This window comes from Streptococcus sp. ELY_125 (assembly GCF_058314535.1).
This window is the reverse complement of record NZ_JBZFUM010000021.1, coordinates 1-24,887: the sequence shown is the minus strand read 5'-3', so window position 1 is coordinate 24,887 and position 24,887 is coordinate 1. Positions and strand designations below refer to the sequence as shown.

The following is a 24,887-nucleotide window of genomic DNA, read 5'->3' as shown; positions in this document are numbered from 1 at the left end:
TTTTTCCAAGCTTAGTTTTGATCTTTTAACCTAATCTTACTCTTTGTTCCCCCTTTTTGCAAGCGCTTTTAAAACAATCAATAGGCCTTTAGACAGTACGGTCAGATTACTAGATAGAATACTTGAACAAAAATAGCAGTTTTAAACTTAGGAGCTGCCGCTAGCAAGACAGACAGTTTTCAGTTTATCTATAAAAACAAGAAAAAGCTACTAGAATCTCTCCTAGCAGCTTTAGGGATAATGCTATCAACCTAATGATAGAACCTTATTTTTTAAGGTTATAGAATGAGTTGATACCCTTGTATTGAGCAACTTCACCAAGTTGATCTTCAATACGAAGCAATTGGTTGTACTTAGCCATACGGTCAGTACGTGACAATGAACCTGTCTTGATTTGACCAGCGTTCGTTGCAACTGCGATATCAGCGATTGTTGAATCTTCCGTCTCACCTGAACGGTGTGATACAACAGCAGTGTAGCCAGCTTCTTTCGCCATTTCGATAGCTTCGAATGTTTCAGTCAAAGTACCGATTTGGTTAACCTTGATAAGGATTGAGTTAGCAGCACCTTCCTTGATACCACGCGCAAGGTAGTCAGTGTTTGTAACGAAGAAATCGTCACCAACCAATTGAACACGGCCACCGAGACGTTCCGTAAGAGCTTTCCAACCTTCCCAGTCATTTTCATCCATACCATCTTCGATAGTGATAATTGGGTATTTGTTTACCAGCTCTTCAAGATAGTCAATTTGCTCTGCAGCAGTACGTTTCGCACCAGTTTCGCCTTCGAATTTAGTGTAGTCGTAAACACCATTTTCGTAGAATTCAGAAGAAGCACAGTCAAAACCAAGCATAATTCCGTTTTCACCAGCTTCGTAACCAGCTGCTTCAATAGCCTTAAGGATAGTTTCTACACCATCTTCAATGCCGTCAAAGCGAGGGGCAAATCCACCTTCGTCACCAACAGCTGTCTCAAGACCACGTTCTTTAAGGATTTTCTTAAGAGCATGGAAGACTTCTGCACCCCAGCGAAGACCTTCTTTAAATGTTGGTGCGCCAACTGGCATAATCATGAATTCTTGGAAAGCGATTGGAGCGTCTGAGTGAGAACCACCGTTGATGATGTTCATCATTGGAGTTGGCAATACTTTCGTATTAAATCCACCAAGGTAGCTGTAAAGAGGCACTTCGAGGTAGTCAGCCGCAGCGCGTGCAGCAGCGATTGACACACCAAGGATAGCGTTTGCACCCAATTTACCTTTGTTTGGAGTACCATCAAGAGCAATCATAGCACGGTCGATAGCTTGTTGATCGCGCACATCGTAACCGATGATAGCTTCTGCAATGATGTTGTTTACGTTGTCAACAGCTTTTTGAGTTCCAAGTCCGCTGTAGCGAGATTTGTCACCGTCACGAAGCTCAACAGCTTCGTGTTCACCAGTAGAAGCTCCTGAAGGAACCATTCCACGTCCAAAAGCACCTGATTCAGTGTAAACTTCTACTTCAAGTGTTGGGTTACCGCGTGAGTCAAGGACTTCGCGTGCGTAAACATCAGTAATAATTGACATTACAATACTCTCCTTATGAGTTTAATTTTTTTACACCCTCATCATAACACAATCCTTGTTAATAAGCAAACAAGAACCAAACTCAGATTAATGATTTTGACATTATAAATAATATTATAAGTCGTGCTTTATCTCAGTTTCTTTTCCTATTTATCTCTTCCAACAATCTTGTGGTAAAATGGTGATAAGAGAGGTAACACTATGGACAATTTAGAAAAGAAATTGAGGACCGCGGCCTCCGGTGAAACTAGGCTAAATCCTGATGAAATGAGGCAGTACTTAGGAACATTCAGGGAGCGAATCTTACTGACAGTTGACAAAAATATGGGCAATCGCGATGATGTTAAGACAGCTTTCCCAAAGATTTTAGCCAGTCTCAAATCCCAATACAGTACGGTTAAAGTTAAGTCCTGCCCCAATCTTACCCAAAGCAACCAGCTGCTCTATATGAAGATGGCTCAAGAGGCTGGAGTTAGTTTTACTAATGTTAATGAGAAAGGGATACACCCTTTTGATCTTATCGTTCATACGGACAAAGCTGTCAATCAGGAAGAAACGGATATTTTTAAAGTCTTCTCCTCCTACTTTGAAACCAAGCAAGCAGCTCCAGACGCAAGTAAAGGGTTCTGGAAAAGGTTGTTTAAATAGGCTAGGAACTGTTATCAACAGATCAAGAAATTTTTAGATAAGCTGAACGAACTTCTCCTTGCCTTAATCACTTTCTATTCTGGTCAATCTTATTGCACCCTTATTTATGAATACAAGAAGGGACTATTATGACAATATTTAAGCACACTTACATGACAAATGAGCAGCACTCCGCCAAGGTCCTTGGCTCAGGATCTCTGAATGTTCTAGCAACACCAGCTCTCGTGGCATTTATGGAAAATGCTTCCTGCCTAGCAATTGCGCACCTTTTGCCTAAGGAGCAGACAACTGTAGGAACAGCTATTGATGTTCAGCATTTGGCTGCTAGCAAAATAGGTGACAAGGTCACGGTCTTTGTTAAACACTACCAGGTAAAGGATCGTCATTTTGAATTTGATATTGAAGCTTATGTAGAGGAAAAATTGATTGGCAAGTCCAAACATCAGCGCGTCGCTGTCGATGCCCAACAATTTTTAAACCATTTGAATCATTAAGGAAGATAAATATGACAACCGAGCACTACTTACATGAAATTAAAATTTTTGAGAATGGTACCATTGACACATTTGAATTTGGTCATGTTGTGATTAAGACTGAAATTGTCAGCTCTTCTCTTAACTACTACGGCCACGCGCACGGTGGCTATTTATTTGCCATGTGTGACCAAATCAGCGGCCTAGTCTCCATTTCGACAGGTTTTGATGCGGTGACTCTGCAATCAAGTATCAACTACCTAAAGTCAGGGAATTTAGGGGACAAGCTAACTATTGAAGGTAGCTGCATTCATAACGGCAGAACCACCAAGGTCATCGATGTCACCATTAGCAATCAAGACAAGGAACTCATGGCCAAGGCTAGCTTTACCATGTACGTAACTGGCCAGCACGAGGAAGAAACAATCCAGTAGGAAGTGTGTGATCAACCACGGTCAGCGTGGTAATAAAACAATCGAGTGGCTATCTGACTCATTAAAAAAGCGCCTGTCAAGCGCTCCTATTAATCTTCAAAAAAATTTCGAAAATCTTTTTGGATAAATACAATATCGGGGTGGCTCCTTGCCACCTCATTTTTTTCCTTACCCAGCCAGATAATTTTTGCAGGATCTTGTTGCAGAACGAGGCCTGCCAAAGGGTAGACTTCCAAGGTTGACCCAATAACAAGGATGAGATCACTGAACTGAGTCCAACGAGCTGCCAAGGCTAAATTGTCAGGATCAATGGCATCTCCGTAGAGGACAATTTCCGTGTCGACATGATCTGCTAGAATAGCTATAGGATCACTGGTTAGCAGGGCGTGGACATGTCTTATGATAGCTTGATCATCCCGCAAATCAATTTCTTGAAAACAGCTTTGGCAAATCCCTCTGTCAGCCTTGCCATGAAATTCAATAATATCCTTTGAACCAGCCTGACGGTGAAGGCCATCAATATTTTGTGTCAGGACAGGGACTGCCTGCTTAGCTATCCAACGATGAACCTTGTTGGGCTCCAGTCTTTGTAAAAATTGTTGCTTATGCCACTGCCAGAATTCTCTAGGATAAGCTTGGAAAAAGGGACGTGATAAAATTTCACGGGCCTGAAAATAACGCTCATGGAGGTTCATTCCCTTCATGGCGGTATAGTCAGGAACCCCCGATAGGGTCGAGACACCTGCACCAGTGACAATAAGGGGGTTCTGAGCTGATTGGATGCGTTTTTCGAGGTCTTTTTGGTTCATAGCTGCCTCCTATCTTTTAGTTTTATTATACTACGAAATGAAAGTCTTAGCGTTTTCAGGCCACAGTCACACTTAAAGGGCTATGGAATCTATCTCAGATATTGCCAATGGATAGCTTTAAAAAGAGTTTGATACCTAAACTCTAGCTACGAGTACAGGAAAAACGAACAAAGATAGAATTTTAATCACTTGAAATTTATCATTGTTCGTTTTTATATGGTATACCTTATAAAATAAGAGCTGATTATTTCTAATAAGAATATTTTTGCTTCAGGCTCAGTGACACGCTACCAATCATTCTTGAGGCCTATCACAAATCGCGGTTGTAAAAGGCTGCTCTTTGTCTAAATACTCTCTCTTCCCCGTTTCTCATCTCCACTAGTTCCTGCCCTTTAAGTTGGAGCTGCTGGCAAAACTCATTGAGATTGCTTTCTAATTCAGCGATATAGGACTTAACCTTCTTGTCTTCGGACAGCCGTTTCTGAGCATCCAACAGAATATCTTGGTGAGCTTCAAAGGTCTGTCTCACTTCCATTTGTATATCGGACAGCTGCTGATCAGCTCCACTGTAGGCGTTCATACGTCCCGCGTATGCTTCTGCTAATTCATCAAAACTCATGTTAGACATCTCTCTTACCTCCTTATCAAATTCATTAACGACTAACAGGATTGGCAAAATGAGGTTCGGGTAAACTGGCTACCTGATTCTTAGCAGCATCGGCTGCCTGTCCCTGAAGAGCTGCCTCCAAACTAGACCTGACTTTAGAAGCAATCTTGGATTTCATCTTTGTTCCCAGAGCTTTTAAATCAGCTTTTAGCTCCTCACCAATCTCTTGGATCTCTGCCTTGGCTGTTAGAACCAAGGCTTTTATCATGATACGTTCTTGTTCTTTTTGGAACTCTTCCTGCGCTTTAGCTAAATCGGCCATCTCTTCTTCTAAGCTTGCCATCTTTCCTCCTATAGCAGTTTGATCTGTTGAGCGTCTTCTCTATCAGTCTCTTCAATACGGTCAGCCGCAGTCGTCAAATTTTCTGATAACTGTGTGACCTTAGAGGCAAACTGGTGGGCTTGAGTCTCATTCTCCGCTTCAACCCCAGACTGCCAGACTTGCCCAAGGGAGAGCTCCGATAACAGGGCTTCAACTTCTCCAGCGGGCAGTGTCTTAGCAATCTCAAGAGCCTGAGTACGCGTACGCTCAATAATCTTCTCAATCTTTTCTTTAGCTTCTTCCTGTTTCTTCGTTACCTTTTTCTCCTGAGCCTGGACATCTTCTTTGATTTCACTGGCCAGAGAGGTCAAAAGCTCCTTCTTTAGGAGGATTTTCTCAGATCCGGAAGCAGAGCCAAGGCGCTTGGTCAAGACACTGACGCTGGCATTTTTCATCTTGCTCTTATCTACTGAAAGGTTTTGGTTAGCTTTGCCTTTCTTAGCTTTGACCTTGCGCTTCTTCTTAAAAGAACCATAGGTATCGTTGTACTCATCTAGGTAGTCCTGAGTGCTCTTAAAGGGATTATGGTCATGCTTGGCTTGATACTTGGCGACCTTTTTGGCCTGCTCCTTAGTCATGCCAGAACAGAATTGGTGGTGCTTGACGTACCAATTCACATCAGGACCGTTGCCTTTGATATGAGCATATGCAAAATCATGGTCACTTATGGGATTGAGGTCATGTTTACCTTCAACAACCACCTTTTTCCCGTAAGGAATTTTTCCACCTTTATTGAGCCAAGTTAGATCCTTACCAGAATCAGTATAGATAGTGGCATGTTTATCCAAATACTTTTTATCTTCCTCGGTAATATCTCCATTATCATAAGCTGCTTGAGCTCCCCAGTCCGCAAAATTGGTGACTTTATCCACTTTATGGTCGGCAGCTACTTTAGCAACAGCAGGACCAGACTGACTGTAGCCAGACATGTTAGTGATTTCTCCGCCGTGGTTATCAACCTTCTTTTCGGTATCATTATAAAACTTTTCAACATCATCATACTGGGGTGTCATTCCACCAAAAGCTTGAATCGCATTACCTGTTGAGTCATTGATTCCAGGCTGGGTACCATAGACAGCTATTGAGGTTTGTTCGTAATCTACCGAACCATCTTTGTTTACTGGAGCTACTGCAATAGCTTGGGTGGTGCCATCCGTAGAATTAACAACTTCATAGTATTCAGGATTTTCGTCAGTTCCAAGATTTATTTTTGTACCTTTTTCTGCAGATGCATAATCTTGTACCTTTCCCTGTAAATCTTGCATTGTTTCATCGGTTAATGCCATTTGGTATAATCTCCCTCTCTAATTTCAGTATTATATACAATCTTAGCGGAAGGGCTTCCTGATTTATTTTGTTCTAGCCCCTTTAATTGATTATCTTTAATTAAAGCTCCTATATTGTCATCAGTTACTTTTGCGCTTGTAAGCTTGGCCTTCTCAGGAAGTTTTTCATACTCTTGAACTTCAATTCTTGAACTTCCACTGGATTCTAACTCAATGATTTCTTCATCTGTGGCACCATCACGATCTAACTCTAGGCCATTATGGAGCCCATAGTCCATAAACCCGTTGTTTCCGATCATTCGCCCTAGATAAGCTCTATTGCCATATTCATCATAAATTACTGGCACAATATGAGCATTCTGCATCCCACCTCGTCTGATAAAAATAGGAGAAAACTCAATCTTTTTCACACCTGAATAATGCTCTGTAATATAAGTCGCAATCTGTTCCTCGTACAACCTAAATCCATGTTGATAAAGCTCCCTTGCTTTTTGCTTTTCCATATAATATCGTCCTCCTATTATTCCAATAATTAAAACAATCACACCAATAAAACCACCCAACACAGGCCATAAAGCCTTGTGTCTTGTTTTACCTCTTGCCATAAAACACCGCCTTTACGTTATTTTACAAATGAACTAAGGGTTAGTTCCCTTATAGGATAACATAAAGTTAAAAGTTCGTTAAGGTCAGTTACATCCTGACTGTAGCCAGACATGTTAGTGATTTCTCCGCCGTGGTTATCAACCTTCTTTTCGGTATCATTATAAAACTTTTCAACATCATCATACTGGGGTGTCATTCCACCAAAAGCTTGAATCGCATTACCTGTTGAGTCATTGATTCCAGGCTGGGTACCATAGACAGCTATTGAGGTTTGTTCGTAATCTACCGAACCATCTTTGTTTACTGGAGCTACTGCAACAGCTTGGGTGGTGCCATCCGTAGAATTAACTACTTCATAATACTCAGGATTTTTCTTCGTTCCAAGATTTATCCTTGTCCCTGGTTCTGCAGATGCATTATCTTGTACCTTTCCCTGTAAATCTTGCATTGTTTCATCGGTTAATGCCATTTGGTATAATCTCCTTCCTTAATTTCAGTATTATAAACGATCTTAGCTAGAGGACTTCCTTCTTTATCTTGTTCCACCCCATCTAATTGATTATCTTTAGTCAAAGCATCTATATTATCATCAATTTCTTTTACGCTTGTAAACTTGGCCTTAGCTGGAAGCTCTTCATACTCTTGAACTTCAATTTTTGAACCATTATCCGACTCTAGTTCAATAATTTCCTCATTCGTAGCACCATCAAAATCTAACCAAATACCTTCGCCAAGACCATATCCTCCATAATTAATTCTATTAATTGTTGTCCCTAATAATGCCTTATTTCCTTTATTATCATATATTATAGGCACAATATGAGCATTCTGCATCCCACCTCGTCTAATAAAGATAGGTGAAAACTCAATTTTTTTCACTCCTGAGTAATTTTCTTTAATATAAGTCGCAATCTGTTCCTCGTACAACCTAAATCCATGTTGATAAAGCTCCCTTGCTTTTTGCTTTTCCATATAATATCGTCCTCCTATTATTCCAATAATTAAAACAATCACACCAATAAAACCACCCAACACAGGCCATAAAGCCTTGTGTCTTGTTTTACCTCTTGCCATAAAACACCGCCTTTACGTTATTTTACAAATGAACTAAGGGTTAGTTCCCTTATAGGATAACATAAAGTTAAAAGATCATTAACCTCTCATAATCTGCCCAAACTCCTCAATCCGCAAAATTTGCAAAGGGATCTCTAAAAGCCAAAATTTTATCATTTAAAATGATGTCCCATCAGTATTCTTGAGTAGTTATGATATCTAAAACGGGAATTTTCGGAAGTACTTATAATTTTTTTGATAACAGGCCATCTCGATAGAATAGAAACGAATTACTCCTTTGCTGAAAGTAATTTGTTTTAATTATAGTCAAATAGTTGACTATAGTCAACACAATAAGTGTGTTATCTTACACCTATCATAGTCGTTAGGAGGTGTAAGCGTGATTTCATATCGGCCATTTTATGAGACCTTATTTAAAAGATCAATGACTGAATATGAATTGATTGTCAAATATGGAATCAGTGCTAACACCATCCACAGAATGAAAAAGGGTGAAGCCATTACGACCAAAACCCTAGATAATTTATGTTTAGCTCTTGAGGCACCTGTTGAAGACATCATTGAGTATATTCCTGATTAGAAGAAAAGAAACAGGCAGATTTTCCCTACTTTGGGTATAAATCTACCTGTTTTTTATGTCTTATATTAATTTGCTGACTTTTATTTTCCTTTATCATTTTGAAAAGGAAAGATGCTCTTGGCTAAAGATTACCTGATCTTCAGCTAGACTTGACTTGTTAGGGTTAGAAATTTTTTCTTAAACTCTTCTAGAGAATCATCGAAATGGCAGTACCACTCTTCACCGCTGGTAATATACCATTTGGCAGGGGATTCTATTTCCGTGATCCCTTGAGGGATATGAGATTTATCTTTAAAAGTAATCAGGTAAACTATTTCAAAAGCAGCTGCTATAAATTTATTTCGCAAAGCTTTTAAAGATTCTAACACGACAGGTACCTGCTTTCTAAAGGATACTAATGCTGAATGACTTGCAATCGGTTTGCTTGGGCTCGACCAAACTAACACTGCGCTTATCTTCAAAATAATCAGACTCATCCAAGGAAGTCGACAGACCACTCCATGGTTCAAGAGCGACGAAAGGACTTTGATTGACAGTAGACCAAAGTACCAGATAGGGGAAATCTGGAAAATCTAGTTGAATACCCTTGTGATGCTTATGGGAACGTAGAGTGACACTACGGGATTTAAGACGATCCAGTGTCAGGGCATCGCGGGCAAAGAGACGATAATCCAAGTCAAGCTTTTTCTGATGATTTAAAAAGGGGAGTCGGTCATTGAGATCTAGCAGTCCCGTATCTGGAAATGAACGCGGAATTGTGCAAGTTTCTTCCTCTTCAAATTCAAGATAATAATCGTCATATCTGTCATTTTCCAGCAGGGGACAGTTGAAGCCTGGATGACCGCCAATAAAGTAGGGTAAAGTCTTATCCTTTTCCTCATTGGTTACTAGGTAGGTCGTACGGATCCTTTTTCCCGATAAACTGTACTTAATTTTCAAATGAAAATGATAAGGATAGGCTCTCAGCATTTTTTCTGTCGGCCTTATCGAAAAGGTAACAGTGTCCTCAGAAATCTCATCTACCGTGAAATATTCCTTACGAACCAATCCATGTCTAGGGATATTGCCTGTAAAATGCGGGCGGTTTGCTGGTTTGTAAACCGTCCAATTCATCCGTAAGCTGCCGCAGATAGGGAAGAGTACCGGAGCTTGAGAACTCCAATATTCAGGATCCCCCTGCCATAAATATTCAAGCCCATCCTTGTCCTTGATTGATGTCAGAGCAGCGCCAAACTCTGATAATTGAACGGCCAATTCGTCATTTTTTAATGTAATCGTCATTATTGTCCTCACTTAGCTTATATTTTCAATCAAAACAAGACAAGAGCCCCAATTAAACACTGTGACTCTTGTCTGGCTACGGTCTTTTCTGAAATTGAGAAAAGGGTTTAGTTATATTATTAGGTGGAGATTTCAATTAATAATGGAGAATATTTGAAAGTTACAAGACAGAAAACCAATAAGATCTACTGATTAATCAATTTGTTGGGTTTTAGCTAACTTTTTATACCAGTGCGCACTCTTTTTAGGGTAGCGCTCCTGCGTATCAAAATCAACATAGAAAAGACCGTAGCGTTTCTCATAGCCATTGGACCATGAGAAAACATCCATCAAGGACCAGATGAAGTAGCCTTTAACATTGGCACCATCAGCAATGGCATCTGCAAGAACCTCTAAGTGCTTTTTGACATAGTCAATGCGAGCGTCATCATAAACAGTATGATCGATAAATTCATCTTTGTAACCAAGACCATTTTCGGTGATATAGATCTTCTTATAATTAGGATAATCTTTTTTCACGCGCATGATCTGGTCATACAGGCCCTGCGGGTAAATAATCCAGTCCCAATCTGTTTTTGGAATATGGGTTGGTGCTTCTCTGCGGCCGACACCTTTAATTTGGTATTTAGAGCTGCCTTTTTCGCCCTTACCATTGTGAATAATTTCCGTTTCACCATCAAAAGCCTGCATCCAATCGCTCATATAGTAGTTGATGCCTAAGAAGTCATTCAGGTCCTTGGCAGCCTTAAGAGCTGCAAAATCGTCATCGCGAAGATCCAGTTCACCACCATTGACAGCTAAGATATGGTTGACTCCTTCCATGGTTTTATCCGAATATTCCCCTAGATAAGTGGCATCAAGGATAAATTTATTGTGGATGATATCTTCTAGCTCCGCGGCACGCACATCAGCTGGGTTAGACGGATCGTAAGGGTACTTGGTTGGAAGAGCATGAACCACGCCGATTTCACCAGAGTAGCCACCTTCTTTAAAAGCTTTCACTGCACGGGCATGGGAAACCATCATATTATGATGGGACTGGAAAACCTTGGCTAAATCATACTTGATACCCGGCGGAAATTTTCCTACCAGATACTGGCCATCGCCAATCGGTCCGATTTCATTGAAGGTTGTCCAGTAATTAACTTCTGGAAACTCTTTAAAACAGAATTTTGCATAATCAACAAAGTGATCCATGTTTTCCCGGTTGAGGAAATCTCCATTAGCATGGAGAGCTGCTGGGGTATCAAAATGGTGCAGAGTCACAAAGGGTTCAACATGACGCTTGTGACATTCAGCAAAGAGCTTGTGATAGAACTCAATTCCCTTAGGATTAACGTCTCCAAAGCCTGTCGGAAAAATCCGCGACCAAGCAATGGAAATGCGGATACCGTTGACGCCAAATTCTTCGGCCAATTTCAAGTCAACAGGATACTTGTGGTAAAAATCGCTGGCAGGTTCTGCTGTGTACCAATAATTATCTTCCAGATATTTGTCCCAAGCAACAGGACCCTTACCTTCTCCTTTGGTGACCCCTTCTGCTTGATAAGCAGCAGTTGCACCACCAAAGATAAAGTCTTTCGGTAATGTTTTAGTCATTTTATGACCTCTCAATCTTTAAATTGCTCTTCAACAAAGGCCAGAGCTCCCTGACCATCACGTGTCAGCTTGATGTATTGAGCTCCCTCAGTCTTAGCTAATTTAATACCAAGTTTGTCTGTTTCAGCCTTCATATCATCGTAGTTAGAAGCCACTTGCGGTGCCAGAATAACTAACTGATACTGCGGCAGGATTTCACGGTGAGCACCGTAGCTACCGGCAGCTGCTTTAACAGGTGCTCCATATTCTGCTGCTGCCTTATTGAGAGCATTAGCTAAGAGACCGCTGGTCCCACCACCAGCACATAAAACTAAGACATTTGTTTGTTCGGTGATTGTACTATCTGCCGCTTCTTCAGTAGCACCGGCATTTTCAAGAATAGCATCTGCTTTTTTAGTGTCAAAGTTAGCGGCAACTTTTTCTTTGAGGGCAGCAGAAGTTGACTGACCTGAGGCTTCTTCTGCCAAGATTTGTTCATCATAGACCTTAACAAATGGATAGTAGATGGCAACATCAACCACAATCAGGAGGGCGGCAAGGATAAAGGATAGAATTTGGAAATTCGTTCCCAAAACCAAACCAAGAGGCGCTGGTGTTACCCAAGGCAGATTGGAAGTGAAACTGTTCATTCCCAAAGTATCCACAAAGAATTTAAAGAGCCAAACATTGACAATCGGTGTTAAAATGAATGGAATAAAGAAGACTGGGTTGAGGACAAGAGGCGCACCAAACAAGATCGGTTCATTAACCCCAAAGAAAGTAGGTACGACAGAAGCCTGTCCGATAGCCTTGTTACGTTTTGACTTAGTCAACCACATGAACATGAAAGGAACAACAAGTGTTGCACCTGTACCACCCATGGTAACGATAAACATCTGTGTGCCTGAAGTCAGGATCTTATCCGCATGCTCACCAGCGCGCAAGAGATTGAGGTTGACTTCTGCATTAGCATAAGTGATGGCTGCAATAGCTGGTTCAACAATAGAAGGACCATGAATACCAACAAACCAGAAGAAGGCAAAAGCTCCAAAGATAAAGGTAATTCCGACATAACCATCCGCAGCTGAGAACAAAGGCGCCAAGAGAGTTCCGATTGATTCGGCAACATTAACACCCAGGAACTGCTGAACAAGCAGCTGAAGAGCATAAAGAACAACAACTGACAAGGTGAATGGAATCAAATCTTTAAAGACTTGGGAAATATTAGGCGGTACCTCCTCAGGCATATGAATGGTCACATTATTTTTGACACAGACCTTGTAAATGTTAACCGTGATAAAGGCTGCGATAAAAGCTGTCAGCAACCCCTTTGTTCCCATAAAAGCACTTAGGAAGCCACCTTCTTTTGCTGGTTCTGCTGCCATGATAAGAAATCCAACCATAGATGCCAGCATCGTTGAGATGAAGTTCATCTGATTGGTATCTTCTAGCTGACGATTCATAGAATCTGTCAAAGCCTTGGCTGTTGTTCCTGCAACAAAGAAACCAAGAATACCCATAGAATAGTTATAGGGCGTCATCAAAAGATTTTCAATCTCTTTACTCCAATGAAAGCCCCAAGAATTTGGAACGTAGGCAATCAGGATAAAGATACTGGAAAATAAGATAACAGGCATACCAGCAATAAAGCCGTCACGAATAGCACGCAGATAGATATTCCGGGAAATCTTTTCAAAGAAAGGTTTTCCTTTTTCAATCTGAGCAATCAATGTGTTCATATTTTAGTTCCCTCTCTTATATAATTCAATTAGGTGCTTCATCAAATCTTTCAGCAGTATGGTTGTCATCAAATGATCTTGACCGTGCATTAAGGTAACACTCAGTTCAATTGCATCGCCTTGCGCTTCTTTGGTCAAAAGGCTTGTCTGAGCATTATGCGCATCGGCAATACAGCTTTCTGCCGCTGATACTAGTTCATCAGCCCTAGAATAGTCTCCCAGCTGGGCTGCATTTAGAGCTTCAAGTAATTTTGAACGCGCATCCCCAGCGTAGGCCACAATTTCAAACCCCAGTAGAGTTGCTTCTTCTCTGTTCATGGTGATTCCTCCTTTTTAAAAACATTAAACTTTTGTTTTCCATGATGTTGCTGTCTCTTGCAGCACTTTATTGAGTTCATCAATATTGTGGAACCCTGTTGTCCGCAGCCATTCACGAGCAGCCTCTTCTCCCTTTTCGATGTAATCTTTGACACTGCCTGCCCAAGTAGCGCGGCCGCAAAGAACACCGTTAAAGTTTGCTCCCGATTCATGAGCAAAAACAAGCGTATCTTGGAACAATTTAGCAGATACACCAGCGCTCAGGTAAATATAGGGAAGGTTAGTTGCTTGGTCCTGCTGTTTAAAGAAAGCTGCCGCCTCTGCTTTGCTATAGATAACTTCTCCATCACCAAAACCTTCAACATAATTCATATTAACAGGAACTTCAACCTTAAGCACATCAATGTTAAAGCGTGGATTAGAGAAAACCTTCATTGCTTCAATAACCTTATGAGGTTTAACTTTAGCATACTCAGGACTCTTTGCATCGGCAATCTTTTCATCGTAGGCTAGAATCTCTAAGAAAAATGGGATATCTTCTGCCACACATTCAGAACCAACGCGTTCAATATAGGCTTGTTTTTGCTGATTAAGCTCATCAGAACTGTCTACATCATAATAAAGCAAGAACTTAACAGCATCTGCCCCTTGTTCTTTGATACGCTTAGCGGACCAGACATCCAAGCAGTCTGGCAAACGTTTGGTACTTGAGGTATCGTAACCTGTTTTTTCATAAGCCAGCAAGAGACCTGCATTTTCCGCAAGAGCCTTCGTTGCAGGCAGGCCGTACTCTGGATCCAAGAGCATTGATGACGCATAAGGAGTCAATTCTTCCGCAACCAAGACTTTTAACTCTTCCATTTGCGCAACAGTAGGTTCCTCATCCTGATGCTCAGCCATCAAACGTTTCAAGGCACCGCGTTGGTCAAAGGCTAAAGCTGAGATGATTCCCTTATCATCGCTTAATTTCTCCATATACTTACGTTTTTGTTCTGTCAATACCATTTTTACTCCTCTTATATTCTAGATTAAGCTTACGGTCTATAATTCTTTATTAATACCCAAAGGAAAATCAAAATCCAACTGAGTGATAGTCTGTGGACAATGCCCGATTACAGTGAAGTCAACAGTACATTATTCTGATTTTTAAAGAGTATAAGCATTAGTCGTGGTACTCTCCGCGATCCCACTTGTCCAAAAATTCTTTAAAAAAATTTGGATCAGCCTGATTAGCATTTGAGCTTTCCAGATGAGAAATTTTTGCAATCAATTTTTTATTTTCGTCGGTTTCTTTGTAGTCAGCCTTGATAAAAGCCTCAATAATATCATTCATTAGAAGACCACCGGTAATTTTTCCACCGAAACTGATAATATTAGCGTTAAGTTCTTCTTTAGCATAAAGGGCAGAGGTCATATCACGAACCAATGCAGAACGTACCCCTGGTACTTTATTAGCTGCGTTAGAAATACCAACACCAGTACCACAGATACAAACGCCAAGATCAGCTTGACCGCTGACAACAGCTTCGCCGACCTTTTTCCCAAAGATAGGATAGTGGGTTCGAACATGGTCATAGGTTCCAAAATCAAGTACCTCATACCCTTTTGATTTTAAAAATTCTGAGACAGCCATTTTTTCATCTGTGACGATATGATCACAACCGATAGCAATTTTCATTTTTAGATCCTCCAGTTCAAGTTACTTCTCTTAGCACATCTTATTAAGCATATCCACACGAATTTGGTGGCGGCCGCCATCGTAGTGGCCTTCGACAAAACCTTTAACAATATTCTTAGCTAACTCATCACCGACAATTTCAGCTCCCATAGTAATTATGCGGGCATTATTGTGAGCACGTGTCATATAAGCCGAGCGCTCATCCGATACTTCTGCTGCAATCATCCCTTTAACTTTGGTTGCTACCATGAAGGGACCAGCTCCGTAAGCATCAATTACTATACCTAAATTGTCATCTGTTTCATTAACCTTGCTAGCAACTGCTAAGGTTACGTCAATAAAATCCTCTTGAGCTCCATCATTAACATCAAGGACATCAAGATTTTTTTCTTGCAGATAAACCTTGATAAGCTCTTTTAGTCTTTCTCCTGCCTTATCGGCACCAAGTACAATAGCCATCTTCGTTCTCCTTTGTTTGTTTTTGTTTGTTACATGGTAATAATAAACTATTGCAAACATTTTGTCAAGAAAAAACTGATCATTTTTGTTCGTTTTAAAAACAACTCTGTAATCCCTTACTTTATTGGTTTTATAGCTATTTTAACGAGATATTTTTGCAGATCTTTTTGAAATAATTTTGTTCTTTTTTGTTTATAAATGTGATATTTAGATTTCGTTATGCTATAATAGCTTCAAAAGAAATGAACAGGAGTTATATGAATGATAAAAAAAGAGCGTTTAAACTGGATACTGGGACAGTTGTCCCAACAAACTATCATCACAGTTAACGATATTATGGAAGCTTTAGGAGTTTCTGATATGACTGTCCGCCGCGACCTGGCTGAACTCGAAAAAGAGCACCGCCTTATCAGAATCCACGGCGGTGCCCAAAGTATCAATAATCTAAATCGACAGGAAAAAACAAACCTAGAAAAGCAATCTGTACAAGTGACAGAAAAAAAACAGATTGCCACATTCACTGCCAAGCGAATCCAAGATGGGGAAACAATCTTTATCGGACCTGGAACGACGCTGGAGTTTCTAGCACAAGAACTAGTAGATCGCAATTTGCGTATTATTACTAATAGTCTGCCCATTTTTGATATCTTAAAAGATAGTTCCAATATTGATCTTTTACTGATTGGTGGCGAATATCGACCGGTTACAGGAGCCTTTGTAGGCTCCCTTGCCAGCACCAATGTTACCTCACTGACCTTCTCCAAAGCTTTTATCAGTGCCAACGCCATCTACAGAGATGCTGTAGCAACCTACAGCGAATCAGAAGGTACCATCCAAGAGCTGGCTCTCAATAAAGCCATAGAAAAGTTTCTGCTGGTTGACCACCAGAAATTTAATTCTTACGATTTCTTTGTTTTTTATAAGACCAGTAATTTTGATTATGTCATCACTGATGGAAAACTAAGCGACAATATAAAGACCGAATATGAGAAAATAACTCATGTTTTAAAAGCCAATGAAGAGTAGCTTAGTTGAGCAAACAAAGCCAGCTCCAGCAGCTTGGGCTTCCTTTGGGAAAGCCAAAAATCCATTTAAAACCACAAGCAAAAAGGCCATTAGGGTTGAACCTAGTGGCCTTTTCATGTTTAAAAATGCAAGTCAGCGCTTTAACACACATAAACTCTGTTTCATCTAGCTATGCTACTGATTTTTATTAGCTATCTCCTAGCTACTAAAATGTATAGCAACATGGCTGAAATTTTTACCGTCTTATTCATCTCTATCATCATAGCCTTTTGGGTGGCTGGAGTGCCAGGCCCAAGCAGTTTGGATAATTTTTTCGATATTATCAAATTCAGGTGCCCAGCCGAGAACCTCTCTGGCCTTGGTGGAATCCGCTATAAGGGTATCAGGATCTCCAGACCGGCGGTCAGCCTTTTCGGCAGGAATGTCCTTGCCTGTGACCTTGCGAGCAGCTTCTAAAATCTGCAGGTTAGAAAAGCCTGTCGCCGAACCTAGATTGAAGGCGGTAGAGGGATTGCCTCGACGCAAATAACCTAGGGCGAGTAAATGAGCTGAGGCCAAGTCAAAGGGATGAACGTAGTCACGAACATTAGTGCCATCTGGAGTATCGTAATCATCCCCGAAAATCATGATTTTTTCTCGCACCCCTTGAGCTACTTGAAGAATGATTGGCAGCAAGTGGGTTTCAGGTCCATGGTCTTCACCGATAGAACCATCTGGCTTAGCCCCAGCTACGTTAAAATAACGCAAAGGCACGAACTTAATACCATAAGCCTGATCGGACCATTTCATAATGGTCTCCATCATCAATTTGCTTTCGCCATAAGGATTGATAGGTCTTTGTGGCGTTGTTTCCTTGATAGGAATTTCTTCTGGAATGCCATAAGTCGCTGCGGTTGACGAGAAAACGATATGCTTGATCTCAAACTCATGCATGACTTCTAAAAGTTTAATCATTCCGGCTGTATTGTTATCGAAATACTTAAGGGGATTCTCCATGGACTCGGCCACCAGAGAAAAAGCCGCAAAATGAATAACCGCATTAAGGTCAGGATGCTCCCTGAAGACCTGCCGCATGAAATTTTGATCTGCTAGATCTCCTTGATAAAACTTGGCAGATGGATGGACAGCAGCCCGGTGACCTGTCACTAGGCTGTCCACCACTACAACCTCTTCCTGCCCTTTTTGGACTAGGTAATCCACCATGTGAGAGCCAATATAACCGGCTCCTCCAAGAACTAAAACTGCCATAGGTTATCACTACTTTAGGGCAAAAGCCCTTCCTTTCTATCTGGAGTTTTTCTTAAATCGAGGACTTCATCACGAAACTATTATACTGAGTTCTATCATTTATTTCAACCTCCTCAAGCACAGCTAATTTTCATTCCAGCAAAAAACTAACGAAAGCCCTATTCATCCGAACAGAGCCTTCATTAGTTTTTTTTATGGTAAATATTTCCCAGAAGCTAAGTAGAGTTCATACCAATCATGATGGGACAAAGTTACCTTACTTGCCTGAGCGGCCTCTTCAATATGCTGCGGATTCATACTGCCAATGATGACCTGCATCTTAGCAGGGTGACGCAAAATCCAAGCCAAAGCGATGGCTGCTTTTGTAACGCCTTCACGCTGAGCAAATTTTTCCAAAACTTCATTTAGTTCTGGGAACTTAGGATTATTAACAAAAGTTCCTTCAAAGAAACCATATTGAAGCGGTGACCAAGCTTGAATGGTAATGTCATGCAGACGACAGTAATCAAGAGCATCACCATCACGGTTGACAGACATTTCGGTTTCCTTATTGTTCATGTAAAGCGGCTGATCAATGAGCTGCGATTGCTCCAAAGAAAGCTGCAGTTGGTTAAAGACAAGAGGCTGCTTAACATACTTTTTAAGTAGCTCAATTTGCAGAGGCATCAGGTTGCTGACACCAAAATAACGAACCTTTCCTGTGCGCTCTAATTCGTCAAAAGCTTCAGCCACTTCTTCTGGATCAAAGAGAACATCTGGCCTGTGAAGCAAAAGGGAGTCTAAGTAATCCGTCTGCAGACGCTCCAAACTTTCATCGACGCTGGTTAAGATATTTTCCTTTGTCCAATCAAATTCATTGCGTTCAAAGCGTAGACCGCATTTAGACTGCAGGAAGATATCTTCACGCTTGAGTCCCGTCAGGGCAAACGCTTGGCCAAATCGGCGCTCTGCTTCACCATCTTCTCCATAACAGGTAGCATGATCAAAGAAGGTGATGCCAGCATCATAAGCGGCACGGATAACCTCAGCAGCCTCTTCCTTGCTTAATTCAGGCATCCGCATACATCCCTGAATAATAGCGGGAACTTCTTGTGGCCCTTTAACAATATTCAGTGTTTTCATAATGTCTCCTCCTTACCGGATATAAAAATTTTTATAGCAAAACTCAATAACAGCTAAAGAACTAGTTTAGCAGAGCTGATATCAGCGCCATAAACTTAGACTACAGCTAACCACATCATAGTACAATCCCTCAAAACAATCAAGCATTAGCACAGTCGCCTTTATCAATTCAGAACTGCCAAGATATTATCAACGATGTTATCAAGGGTGATACCATTTTGCGCCAGCAAGGCCTGACGGTCATAGCGATCATGGAAATGCTTATCAATACCATAGTTTTGTACTTTGAGATCGGTATTTCCCAGATAACTAGCGATGGTCTGACCATAGCCACCTTCAAGCAGGCCGTCTTCTAAGGTGACAACTACTTGATGATCTGCTGATAGGGAGTCCAAGAGCGCTTTGTCCAGTCCCGTTACAAATCTTGGATTAACAAGAGTTGCTCTAATGCCATGTTTTTCCTGCAATACTGCCGCTAGATCAGAAGCTATATGATAGAAATTACCAAGACCAAATAAGGCAACATCCTCTCCCTTTTGAGTAACTAGATTTTTATTCAAAATGGAATAATCGGTTCCATCAGGCACTCCAGTCTCTTTCAAATCACCAACTGGTACACGGATGGCAACCGGGTGTTTTTGCTGCTCAATTGCCCACTCCAGCATTGCTAGGTATTCTTCTTTATTGGTTGGAGCCAAATAAACCATGTTAGGAATGTGAGACAAGAAAGGAATATCAAAGAAACCAAGATGGCTCTCATCATTCATAGCTTGAGAAGAAGCTCCGTACACCAAGATTGTAGCCGGCTGATTGTTCAGTGCCATATCGTGGGAAAGCTGATCATAAGTACGTTGGAAAAAGGTCGAAGTTACAGCCCAGACAGGTTTAGCGCCATTCTTAGTCAGGCCCGTTGCCATTGTTGCTGCCTGCTCCTCAGCAATGCCCACATCAACAAATTGACGTCCCGCACTCTGACGCTGCTCCATAGACAGAATAATACCAGGCGTTCCGGCATTGAGCACAATGACGCTAGGATCCTTAGCAATCTTATCAGCAACAAAATCTGTTGTGACACTATTGTAGGTAGGCTTATCACTGACCTGCTTCAGATACTTCCCTGTCTCTAGACTAAATGGCCCGCCGGCATGGAAACTCGAACGATTGACTTCAGCCGGTTTAAATCCCTTTCCTTTCATCGTATGAACATGTAGAAGAACAGGGTGATCGGCGTCCTTGACTGTTTGAAAAAGAGCAATTAAGGCTTGGACATCATTTCCTTCATCAAGATAATGATAGTCAAACCCAAGTGCACGGAAAATATTATCTGCTGCTTGGCCTTTGGTTTTACGCAAACTGCGCAAGGCCGTATAAATACCACCCTTGGGATTAGGAGCAATCGATTGATCGTTATCATTGACAATCACAATGGTATTGGTACCTGATGTTGCAATCTGGTTAAGGCCCTCGTAAGCAAGACCGCCAGACAATGAGCCATCTCCGATAACAGCTACTATATTGTAAGTCTCATCTTTCAGGTCACGCGCCCGTGCCACACCTGAGGCTAAAGCCAAGGAGGTCGATGTATGACCAACCGTAAATAAATCATGATCACTCTCCCTAGGATTTGTATAGCCCGAAACGTCATCGTAATGATCTGGATCCATAAAAGCTTGGCTGCGCCCTGTCAGCATTTTATGAACATAGGTCTGGTGGGAAACGTCAAAAATAAACTTATCGATCGGCGAATTAAAAACATAGTGCATCGCTACTGTCATTTCAACCATCCCCAGATTGGGACCGTTATGACCGCCGTGTTGACTGAGCTTTTCCAAAAGAACCCTGCGAGCATCATCGACGACCGCTTGCAATTCATCAGTTGTTAAATCTTTTAAATCAGCGGGTGACTGAATTCTTTCTAACATGATTACAAACCCTTTCTTTATAGACTAATTTTAGTATACCCCTTAGAGTTAACTCCAAGTCAAGTCTGTTCTAAATCCTCTTAAAACAGTAGTATGAACGTTTTTTACATAAAAATAATGTTTTCTGACTTTCAATATCTGGCATTTTCAACATAACCTACTAAGTATAATAGTTGACCTCCATCAAATCAGCATTCAGGGCTAGGCACGACATAGACTTGCTCATATTTTAAAATATCCTTGCCTTTGTTGTGTAGGTCTTCGCCGATAGTAAAGTCAGCCGGCCCTTATCAAGAATTTATTCAAAAACTTAATTGCTTTTTATTCAACCTCAGGCCGTCTGCAACTTGCCACCTAATTTAATGCGGTTTTCTTTGGAAGTAAGTATAAAGCGATAAGGGGTACTAAAATAGAGTCGGTTTGCAGGAACTTTCACAAAAAAGAGCTGCAGGCTGTCAAAAACAAGCCCATAGCTCTCTTTGTTACTTAGATTTAGACTTACAGCTAGCCAGATTCCCCTAGCCATCTTTAAAAATCACCGCCCGTTTATCAACCAGACTAGAGCTGACTTTTAATCATCCTGTTTATAATGCTTGTTTTCTAGCAGCCGTAAAAAATGATCATTAGGCACATCACCATCATGGTACTTTTTATAGACCTCTTTGACAGATTCTGCCTGCTTAGCATATAAATCTTTTTGATGCGCCAGCTGCTTTCGACGAAAAGTCTGAAATTCCTCACGATTTTTCATGAGGATGTCTCTCATCTCCTTACGTTCATCAGGATTTTGAATAGAATCGAGACCCCAAGCGATCCGCTTAGCAGCATAATCCTGATACCGCCGAGTCCACTCTCTTTCCTGCTCAAAATGTCTGTGCAAAATAGCACTGACTTCTCTTGGCGAGTGAAAGATCTCTCTCACTGCACTGATTGGCTCTGCATCCACAACCCTATAAGCGAGAGCTCCTAAATACGGCATTAGAAAAACAGTAATAGCTCCGGCAGCAATTAAAACAGAGGCAATCTCGCTGGACATAAAATCGTCCTTAACAGCAATTCCAGTGATCCCTACAATCAAAGGCAGGGCTGTTGTGCAGTAAAAGGCAACTGAAAATCGATTATGCAAGGATAATTTTCGGTCTGGGTCCTTCTCCAAAGACAGAGAAAAAATAATCGGTAGAGCTCGGATTAAAATCAAGGCCAAAATAAAGGCAAGGAGGAGTCCAGGACGTTCAGAAACCGCCATTAAGTCAATTGTACAGCCGGACATGACAAAAAACAGAGGAATCAAAAAGCCATGGGCAATGCCATTGAGTTTCTTTTCCAGCAAATGACTGTCCTCAGGAAGCACGAAACGTAAGACAAATCCCCCAGCAAAAGCTCCTAAAACGATGTCAAGATCAAAAATAGCTGAGAAGGCGACAAGTACAATCATTAAGAGAATGGTAATGCGTACAGTCATCTGTGAATTAGTGTCTGCCTTAGATTTCAAAAATTCATAAAGAGCACCGCCACCTTGAACTGCGCGGTTTCCTAGGGCAGCTAGCCAAATGCATAACAGCAGCATGCCACCTAAAATAGCTGCTGTCTGCCAGGTACTGCGCGCCGAGAGCAAAATAGCCATTGCGATCACCGTCGCTAGCTCACCCCAGGTTCCATAAGCAATGATAATATTACCAATATAAGTACCAGTCAACCCCCTCTCTTCCAGAATGGGCATGAGTGTCCCAAGCGCTGTAGTTGTAAAAAGCAAAGCTGTCGCAATCAATCCCTGCTTTCCCGATGCGATATCAGGCATGATAATGGCTACTGCTAAACCAATCGCAAAGGTTACCACCCAAGTGGAAAACCCTTTCTTTCCTTCTTTACCGATGATAACCTTGGGATCGATTTCATACCCCGCCAGTAAAAAGAGAAAGGCACAGCCTAAATCAGATAAGAGTTTTAAAGCTTCGCTATCTGAATTAATCAGACCAAAAGCATACGGCCCCAAAAAAGCTCCAGCAGCGATTAAGAGTACAGGCTCTGGCACAATCTGTCTAGGAATCAGACGAGCCACAAGCGGTGTCACCGCTGATATAAAGGTCATAATAGTTAGTGAAATAAATGTTTCTATCATACTACTCTCCACTATCTAAGCCAGACTAATCAAATCAGCCCAACAAATGATCAACCAGTCCGTATTATAACATTTCAGCAGATAGGACGCTAGAAAGAAGGGCTGTAGGGCTAGACTTAAAAATAAGCTAGAATCACAGGAGGAGTTAAAAACATAAACAAAAACCCCTAGCAAACACTTGGAGCACCATAACAAACATAGAAGCTACCCAATGAGTTCAATTAAATGATCCTACAAAGCATCGCTACTTAGACTATACTGACAACTGATAAAAGCTATCTACTCTCGTGTTAAGGGCTAAAAATTGCCACAGGCCCTAATATAGCCTATAGCAAAATATAGCTTATTTATGTTATTTTCTTTTCAGATCTCAGCAACAGCCATTTGTTTCGTCTCAAGATAAGGTGCAGCAGTGCATATAAGATATAAGCAAGCACACCGGTCGCAAAGGTATAGATAGTCCATTTTATCAACTGGATAATAAAGATTGTTGGACTGGCTGCCAAAGTCGTTACCCAGTCTCTGAGATTCCAAAGTTCATAATAGAAACGGTTGTCATGGACAAGGTAGACCATAAAGGTCGACTGTCCCAAAAAGGCTATTAATCTGCTGTCTGGTAGCGACAGTCGTCGGAAAAGCTCAAAAATACAGATAGCAACGACAATAACGACTAAACTACTATTATTAAAGTTGGGAATACGCTGGAGAAAGACTTCTGGAGATTCACTCCTTATGTAGGTTTGAATCTTAGTTACAACCGTATTGTAACCAGAAATCAAGACCAGAGCATAAACTAATATAGGAAGGAGGAATAAAACATAGGTCCGCACCTTAGCAAGGACATCAAACCTCCTAACAAATCCTGCAAAGGAATAGAGAAAGACCCCCGTCAAGAAAACCTCTAACCCCGTCGCAAAAGACCTCATAATATGATTGGTCCAAGAAAAAGTTATCAAAGCTAAAAAGACAAGAAGAAAACTGGCATACTGTCTGTAATCCAATTGTTTGAGAAACTTATTTAAGAACAGTTTCCCAAAAAGAATCACAACAAAATAATAACCGACAAACCAAAATCGCTCATTGATCCGCATAAATCGCTGCAGGCCTGAGAATATATCTGGACGTAGATAATGCAGCCAAGGAGAAAGGCAGGTCAATAAGGTAGCCGCAAATAAAAGTTGATAGAGCAGCTTCTTGGAAATCTTTCCAATCTGAATAGTATCAGGATCCCTATTGGCCATAAAATATCCAGAAACTAGGATAAATAAGGCATTGCCAATACTGCCAAAGGTCATAATAACATTTAAAATTAACAGGCGGGGATAGAAGACAGGCTGATTAAAGATTTCTACTGCCTCTCTCCCCAAGTCTTCAGGGGATACCAGCTGAACCCTGATACAGTGTCTGACGATATGATACATAATAATCATAAACAGAGCTACAATGCGTAATAACTCTATATTTGAACGTCTTATTTTCTTTTTTATTTCCATCTTAGTCTCTTATTTTACGATTACACTCTCTGCTGACCATCTTCCAATAAGACAGAACTGACTATTGATCTGCAAGGAAGCCTTGACGAATTTTATTGTAGCTGTAAAACTATCACGTTTCAGTTTATCAATAATCTGGCTCGACGTCCATTATTAGACGCATGGGCTGCCAGACATTCACGCAAGTTTTATCATTCGTATTCCGACCCCTTCTCAATCATACTGAATTTTCCATAGTCAACTGACCTATCTGTCTCGCCAAAATTTGACATTTCCCCATCAAATAGATAGACTCGCAATTATCTCATTTTATTTCTTAAATTGTCAAATTAAGTTGGACAGTTTCACCTGACTCAGAAAAACATGATAAGGTGTTTGATAATTTAGAGATTTTCTAGGAATCTTGTTTCTCCTATCAGCTATAGCTGATAAAATGGT

26 protein-coding genes and 1 pseudogene are annotated in these 24,887 nt (G+C 41.0%); 5 read left to right on the top strand and 22 right to left on the bottom strand.

From position 1 onward, the window contains the following. Positions 1 to 265 precede the first annotated feature (265 nt). Positions 266 to 1,567: a surface-displayed alpha-enolase gene (eno, locus tag AC4HAL_RS08635; protein ID WP_447452153.1), complete on the bottom strand. Its 1,302-nt coding sequence runs from the start codon at positions 1,565 to 1,567 to the stop codon at positions 266 to 268. Between the two features lie 201 nt (positions 1,568 to 1,768). Between eno and AC4HAL_RS08630 the strand changes: the two genes are divergently transcribed. The 3 genes from AC4HAL_RS08630 to AC4HAL_RS08620 all read left to right on the top strand — a co-directional run bounded on the left by AC4HAL_RS08630 (position 1,769) and on the right by AC4HAL_RS08620 (position 3,122). After that, on the top strand, positions 1,769 to 2,215 hold the full coding sequence (locus tag AC4HAL_RS08630) for a DUF1694 domain-containing protein (RefSeq protein WP_491093829.1): 447 nt from the start codon (positions 1,769 to 1,771) through the stop codon (positions 2,213 to 2,215). 128 nt (positions 2,216 to 2,343) lie between these two features. Continuing rightward, positions 2,344 to 2,709: a thioesterase family protein gene (locus tag AC4HAL_RS08625; protein WP_491093828.1), complete on the top strand. Its 366-nt coding sequence runs from the start codon at positions 2,344 to 2,346 to the stop codon at positions 2,707 to 2,709. A gap of 11 nt (positions 2,710 to 2,720) precedes the next feature. Then, the gene (locus tag AC4HAL_RS08620; protein ID WP_491093827.1) at positions 2,721 to 3,122 is read left to right on the top strand and encodes a PaaI family thioesterase; all 402 of its coding nucleotides are present in this window, start codon (positions 2,721 to 2,723) and stop codon (positions 3,120 to 3,122) included. Positions 3,123 to 3,211: 89 nt separating this feature from the next. Here the strand turns inward: AC4HAL_RS08620 and AC4HAL_RS08615 are convergent, their stop codons facing one another. From AC4HAL_RS08615 to AC4HAL_RS08585, 7 genes are all read right to left on the bottom strand, one after another. Beyond that, on the bottom strand, positions 3,212 to 3,931 hold the full coding sequence (locus AC4HAL_RS08615) for a Sir2 family NAD-dependent protein deacetylase (RefSeq protein WP_491093826.1): 720 nt from the start codon (positions 3,929 to 3,931) through the stop codon (positions 3,212 to 3,214). A 310-nt stretch (positions 3,932 to 4,241) separates the two neighbouring features. Further along, a complete protein-coding gene (locus AC4HAL_RS08610; protein ID WP_491093825.1) occupies positions 4,242 to 4,559 on the bottom strand; it encodes a hypothetical protein in 318 nt (105 codons plus the stop codon). A 25-nt stretch (positions 4,560 to 4,584) separates the two neighbouring features. Next, entirely contained in the window at positions 4,585 to 4,881 is a 297-nt protein-coding gene (locus AC4HAL_RS08605) for a hypothetical protein (protein ID WP_491093824.1), read from the bottom strand. Between the two features lie 8 nt (positions 4,882 to 4,889). Continuing rightward, the gene (locus AC4HAL_RS08600) at positions 4,890 to 6,206 is read right to left on the bottom strand and encodes a hypothetical protein (RefSeq protein WP_491093823.1); all 1,317 of its coding nucleotides are present in this window, start codon (positions 6,204 to 6,206) and stop codon (positions 4,890 to 4,892) included. Beyond that, a complete protein-coding gene (locus tag AC4HAL_RS08595) occupies positions 6,197 to 6,811 on the bottom strand; it encodes a hypothetical protein (protein ID WP_491093822.1) in 615 nt (204 codons plus the stop codon). Before AC4HAL_RS08595 ends, AC4HAL_RS08600 begins: the two co-directional genes overlap by 10 nt. A gap of 17 nt (positions 6,812 to 6,828) precedes the next feature. Beyond that, positions 6,829 to 7,281, bottom strand: coding sequence for a hypothetical protein (locus AC4HAL_RS08590; protein ID WP_491093821.1), 453 nt, complete (start codon positions 7,279 to 7,281; stop codon positions 6,829 to 6,831). Continuing rightward, complete coding sequence (locus tag AC4HAL_RS08585; protein WP_491093820.1) at positions 7,272 to 7,886, bottom strand: hypothetical protein; 615 nt, start codon at positions 7,884 to 7,886, stop codon at positions 7,272 to 7,274. Before AC4HAL_RS08585 ends, AC4HAL_RS08590 begins: the two co-directional genes overlap by 10 nt. 379 nt (positions 7,887 to 8,265) lie before the next feature. Between AC4HAL_RS08585 and AC4HAL_RS08580 the strand changes: the two genes are divergently transcribed. Further along, positions 8,266 to 8,466: a helix-turn-helix domain-containing protein gene (locus AC4HAL_RS08580; RefSeq protein ID WP_447452164.1), complete on the top strand. Its 201-nt coding sequence runs from the start codon at positions 8,266 to 8,268 to the stop codon at positions 8,464 to 8,466. 143 nt (positions 8,467 to 8,609) lie between these two features. Here AC4HAL_RS08580 and AC4HAL_RS08575 read toward each other — a convergent pair whose 3' ends face one another. The 8 genes from AC4HAL_RS08575 to lacA all read right to left on the bottom strand — a co-directional run bounded on the left by AC4HAL_RS08575 (position 8,610) and on the right by lacA (position 15,519). After that, positions 8,610 to 8,834 carry a DUF3884 family protein gene (locus AC4HAL_RS08575; RefSeq protein ID WP_491093819.1) on the bottom strand — a complete coding sequence of 75 codons (225 nt, stop codon included), beginning with the start codon at positions 8,832 to 8,834 and terminating at the stop codon, positions 8,610 to 8,612. Positions 8,835 to 8,850: 16 nt separating this feature from the next. Beyond that, positions 8,851 to 9,747, bottom strand: coding sequence for an aldose 1-epimerase family protein (locus tag AC4HAL_RS08570; protein ID WP_491093818.1), 897 nt, complete (start codon positions 9,745 to 9,747; stop codon positions 8,851 to 8,853). A 192-nt stretch (positions 9,748 to 9,939) separates the two neighbouring features. Further along, positions 9,940 to 11,346, bottom strand: coding sequence for a 6-phospho-beta-galactosidase (gene lacG / locus AC4HAL_RS08565; protein WP_491093817.1), 1,407 nt, complete (start codon positions 11,344 to 11,346; stop codon positions 9,940 to 9,942). A gap of 11 nt (positions 11,347 to 11,357) precedes the next feature. Beyond that, the gene (locus AC4HAL_RS08560) at positions 11,358 to 13,064 is read right to left on the bottom strand and encodes a lactose-specific PTS transporter subunit EIIC (RefSeq protein ID WP_491093816.1); all 1,707 of its coding nucleotides are present in this window, start codon (positions 13,062 to 13,064) and stop codon (positions 11,358 to 11,360) included. 3 nt (positions 13,065 to 13,067) lie between these two features. Beyond that, a complete protein-coding gene (gene lacF, locus AC4HAL_RS08555) occupies positions 13,068 to 13,382 on the bottom strand; it encodes a PTS lactose transporter subunit IIA (protein WP_491093815.1) in 315 nt (104 codons plus the stop codon). Positions 13,383 to 13,406: 24 nt separating this feature from the next. Then, positions 13,407 to 14,387, bottom strand: coding sequence for a tagatose-bisphosphate aldolase (gene lacD / locus AC4HAL_RS08550; RefSeq protein WP_491093814.1), 981 nt, complete (start codon positions 14,385 to 14,387; stop codon positions 13,407 to 13,409). 157 nt (positions 14,388 to 14,544) lie between these two features. Continuing rightward, positions 14,545 to 15,060, bottom strand: coding sequence for a galactose-6-phosphate isomerase subunit LacB (gene lacB, locus AC4HAL_RS08545; protein WP_447452171.1), 516 nt, complete (start codon positions 15,058 to 15,060; stop codon positions 14,545 to 14,547). Positions 15,061 to 15,090: 30 nt separating this feature from the next. After that, on the bottom strand, positions 15,091 to 15,519 hold the full coding sequence (gene lacA / locus AC4HAL_RS08540; RefSeq protein WP_491093813.1) for a galactose-6-phosphate isomerase subunit LacA: 429 nt from the start codon (positions 15,517 to 15,519) through the stop codon (positions 15,091 to 15,093). Positions 15,520 to 15,780: 261 nt separating this feature from the next. Between lacA and AC4HAL_RS08535 the strand changes: the two genes are divergently transcribed. Beyond that, positions 15,781 to 16,545: a DeoR/GlpR family DNA-binding transcription regulator gene (locus tag AC4HAL_RS08535; RefSeq protein WP_447452173.1), complete on the top strand. Its 765-nt coding sequence runs from the start codon at positions 15,781 to 15,783 to the stop codon at positions 16,543 to 16,545. 243 nt (positions 16,546 to 16,788) lie between these two features. On the opposite strand, the gene galE is transcribed toward AC4HAL_RS08535, so the two are convergent. The 6 genes and pseudogenes from galE to AC4HAL_RS08505 form a co-directional block, all read right to left on the bottom strand. Further along, entirely contained in the window at positions 16,789 to 17,793 is a 1,005-nt protein-coding gene (gene galE, locus AC4HAL_RS08530; protein WP_491093812.1) for a UDP-glucose 4-epimerase GalE, read from the bottom strand. A gap of 192 nt (positions 17,794 to 17,985) precedes the next feature. Then, positions 17,986 to 18,915 carry an aldo/keto reductase gene (locus AC4HAL_RS08525; protein WP_491093811.1) on the bottom strand — a complete coding sequence of 310 codons (930 nt, stop codon included), beginning with the start codon at positions 18,913 to 18,915 and terminating at the stop codon, positions 17,986 to 17,988. 164 nt (positions 18,916 to 19,079) lie between these two features. Continuing rightward, a complete protein-coding gene (locus AC4HAL_RS08520; protein ID WP_491093810.1) occupies positions 19,080 to 20,837 on the bottom strand; it encodes a 1-deoxy-D-xylulose-5-phosphate synthase in 1,758 nt (585 codons plus the stop codon). A 571-nt stretch (positions 20,838 to 21,408) separates the two neighbouring features. Further along, positions 21,409 to 22,956 (bottom strand): cation:proton antiporter domain-containing protein, encoded by a 1,548-nt coding sequence (locus tag AC4HAL_RS08515; RefSeq protein ID WP_491093809.1) that lies wholly within the window; start codon positions 22,954 to 22,956, stop codon positions 21,409 to 21,411. A gap of 347 nt (positions 22,957 to 23,303) precedes the next feature. Further along, a complete protein-coding gene (locus AC4HAL_RS08510) occupies positions 23,304 to 24,449 on the bottom strand; it encodes an acyltransferase family protein (protein WP_491093808.1) in 1,146 nt (381 codons plus the stop codon). A 324-nt stretch (positions 24,450 to 24,773) separates the two neighbouring features. Beyond that, a pseudogene (locus tag AC4HAL_RS08505) lies at positions 24,774 to 24,887 on the bottom strand (IS30 family transposase); the annotation flags it as partial.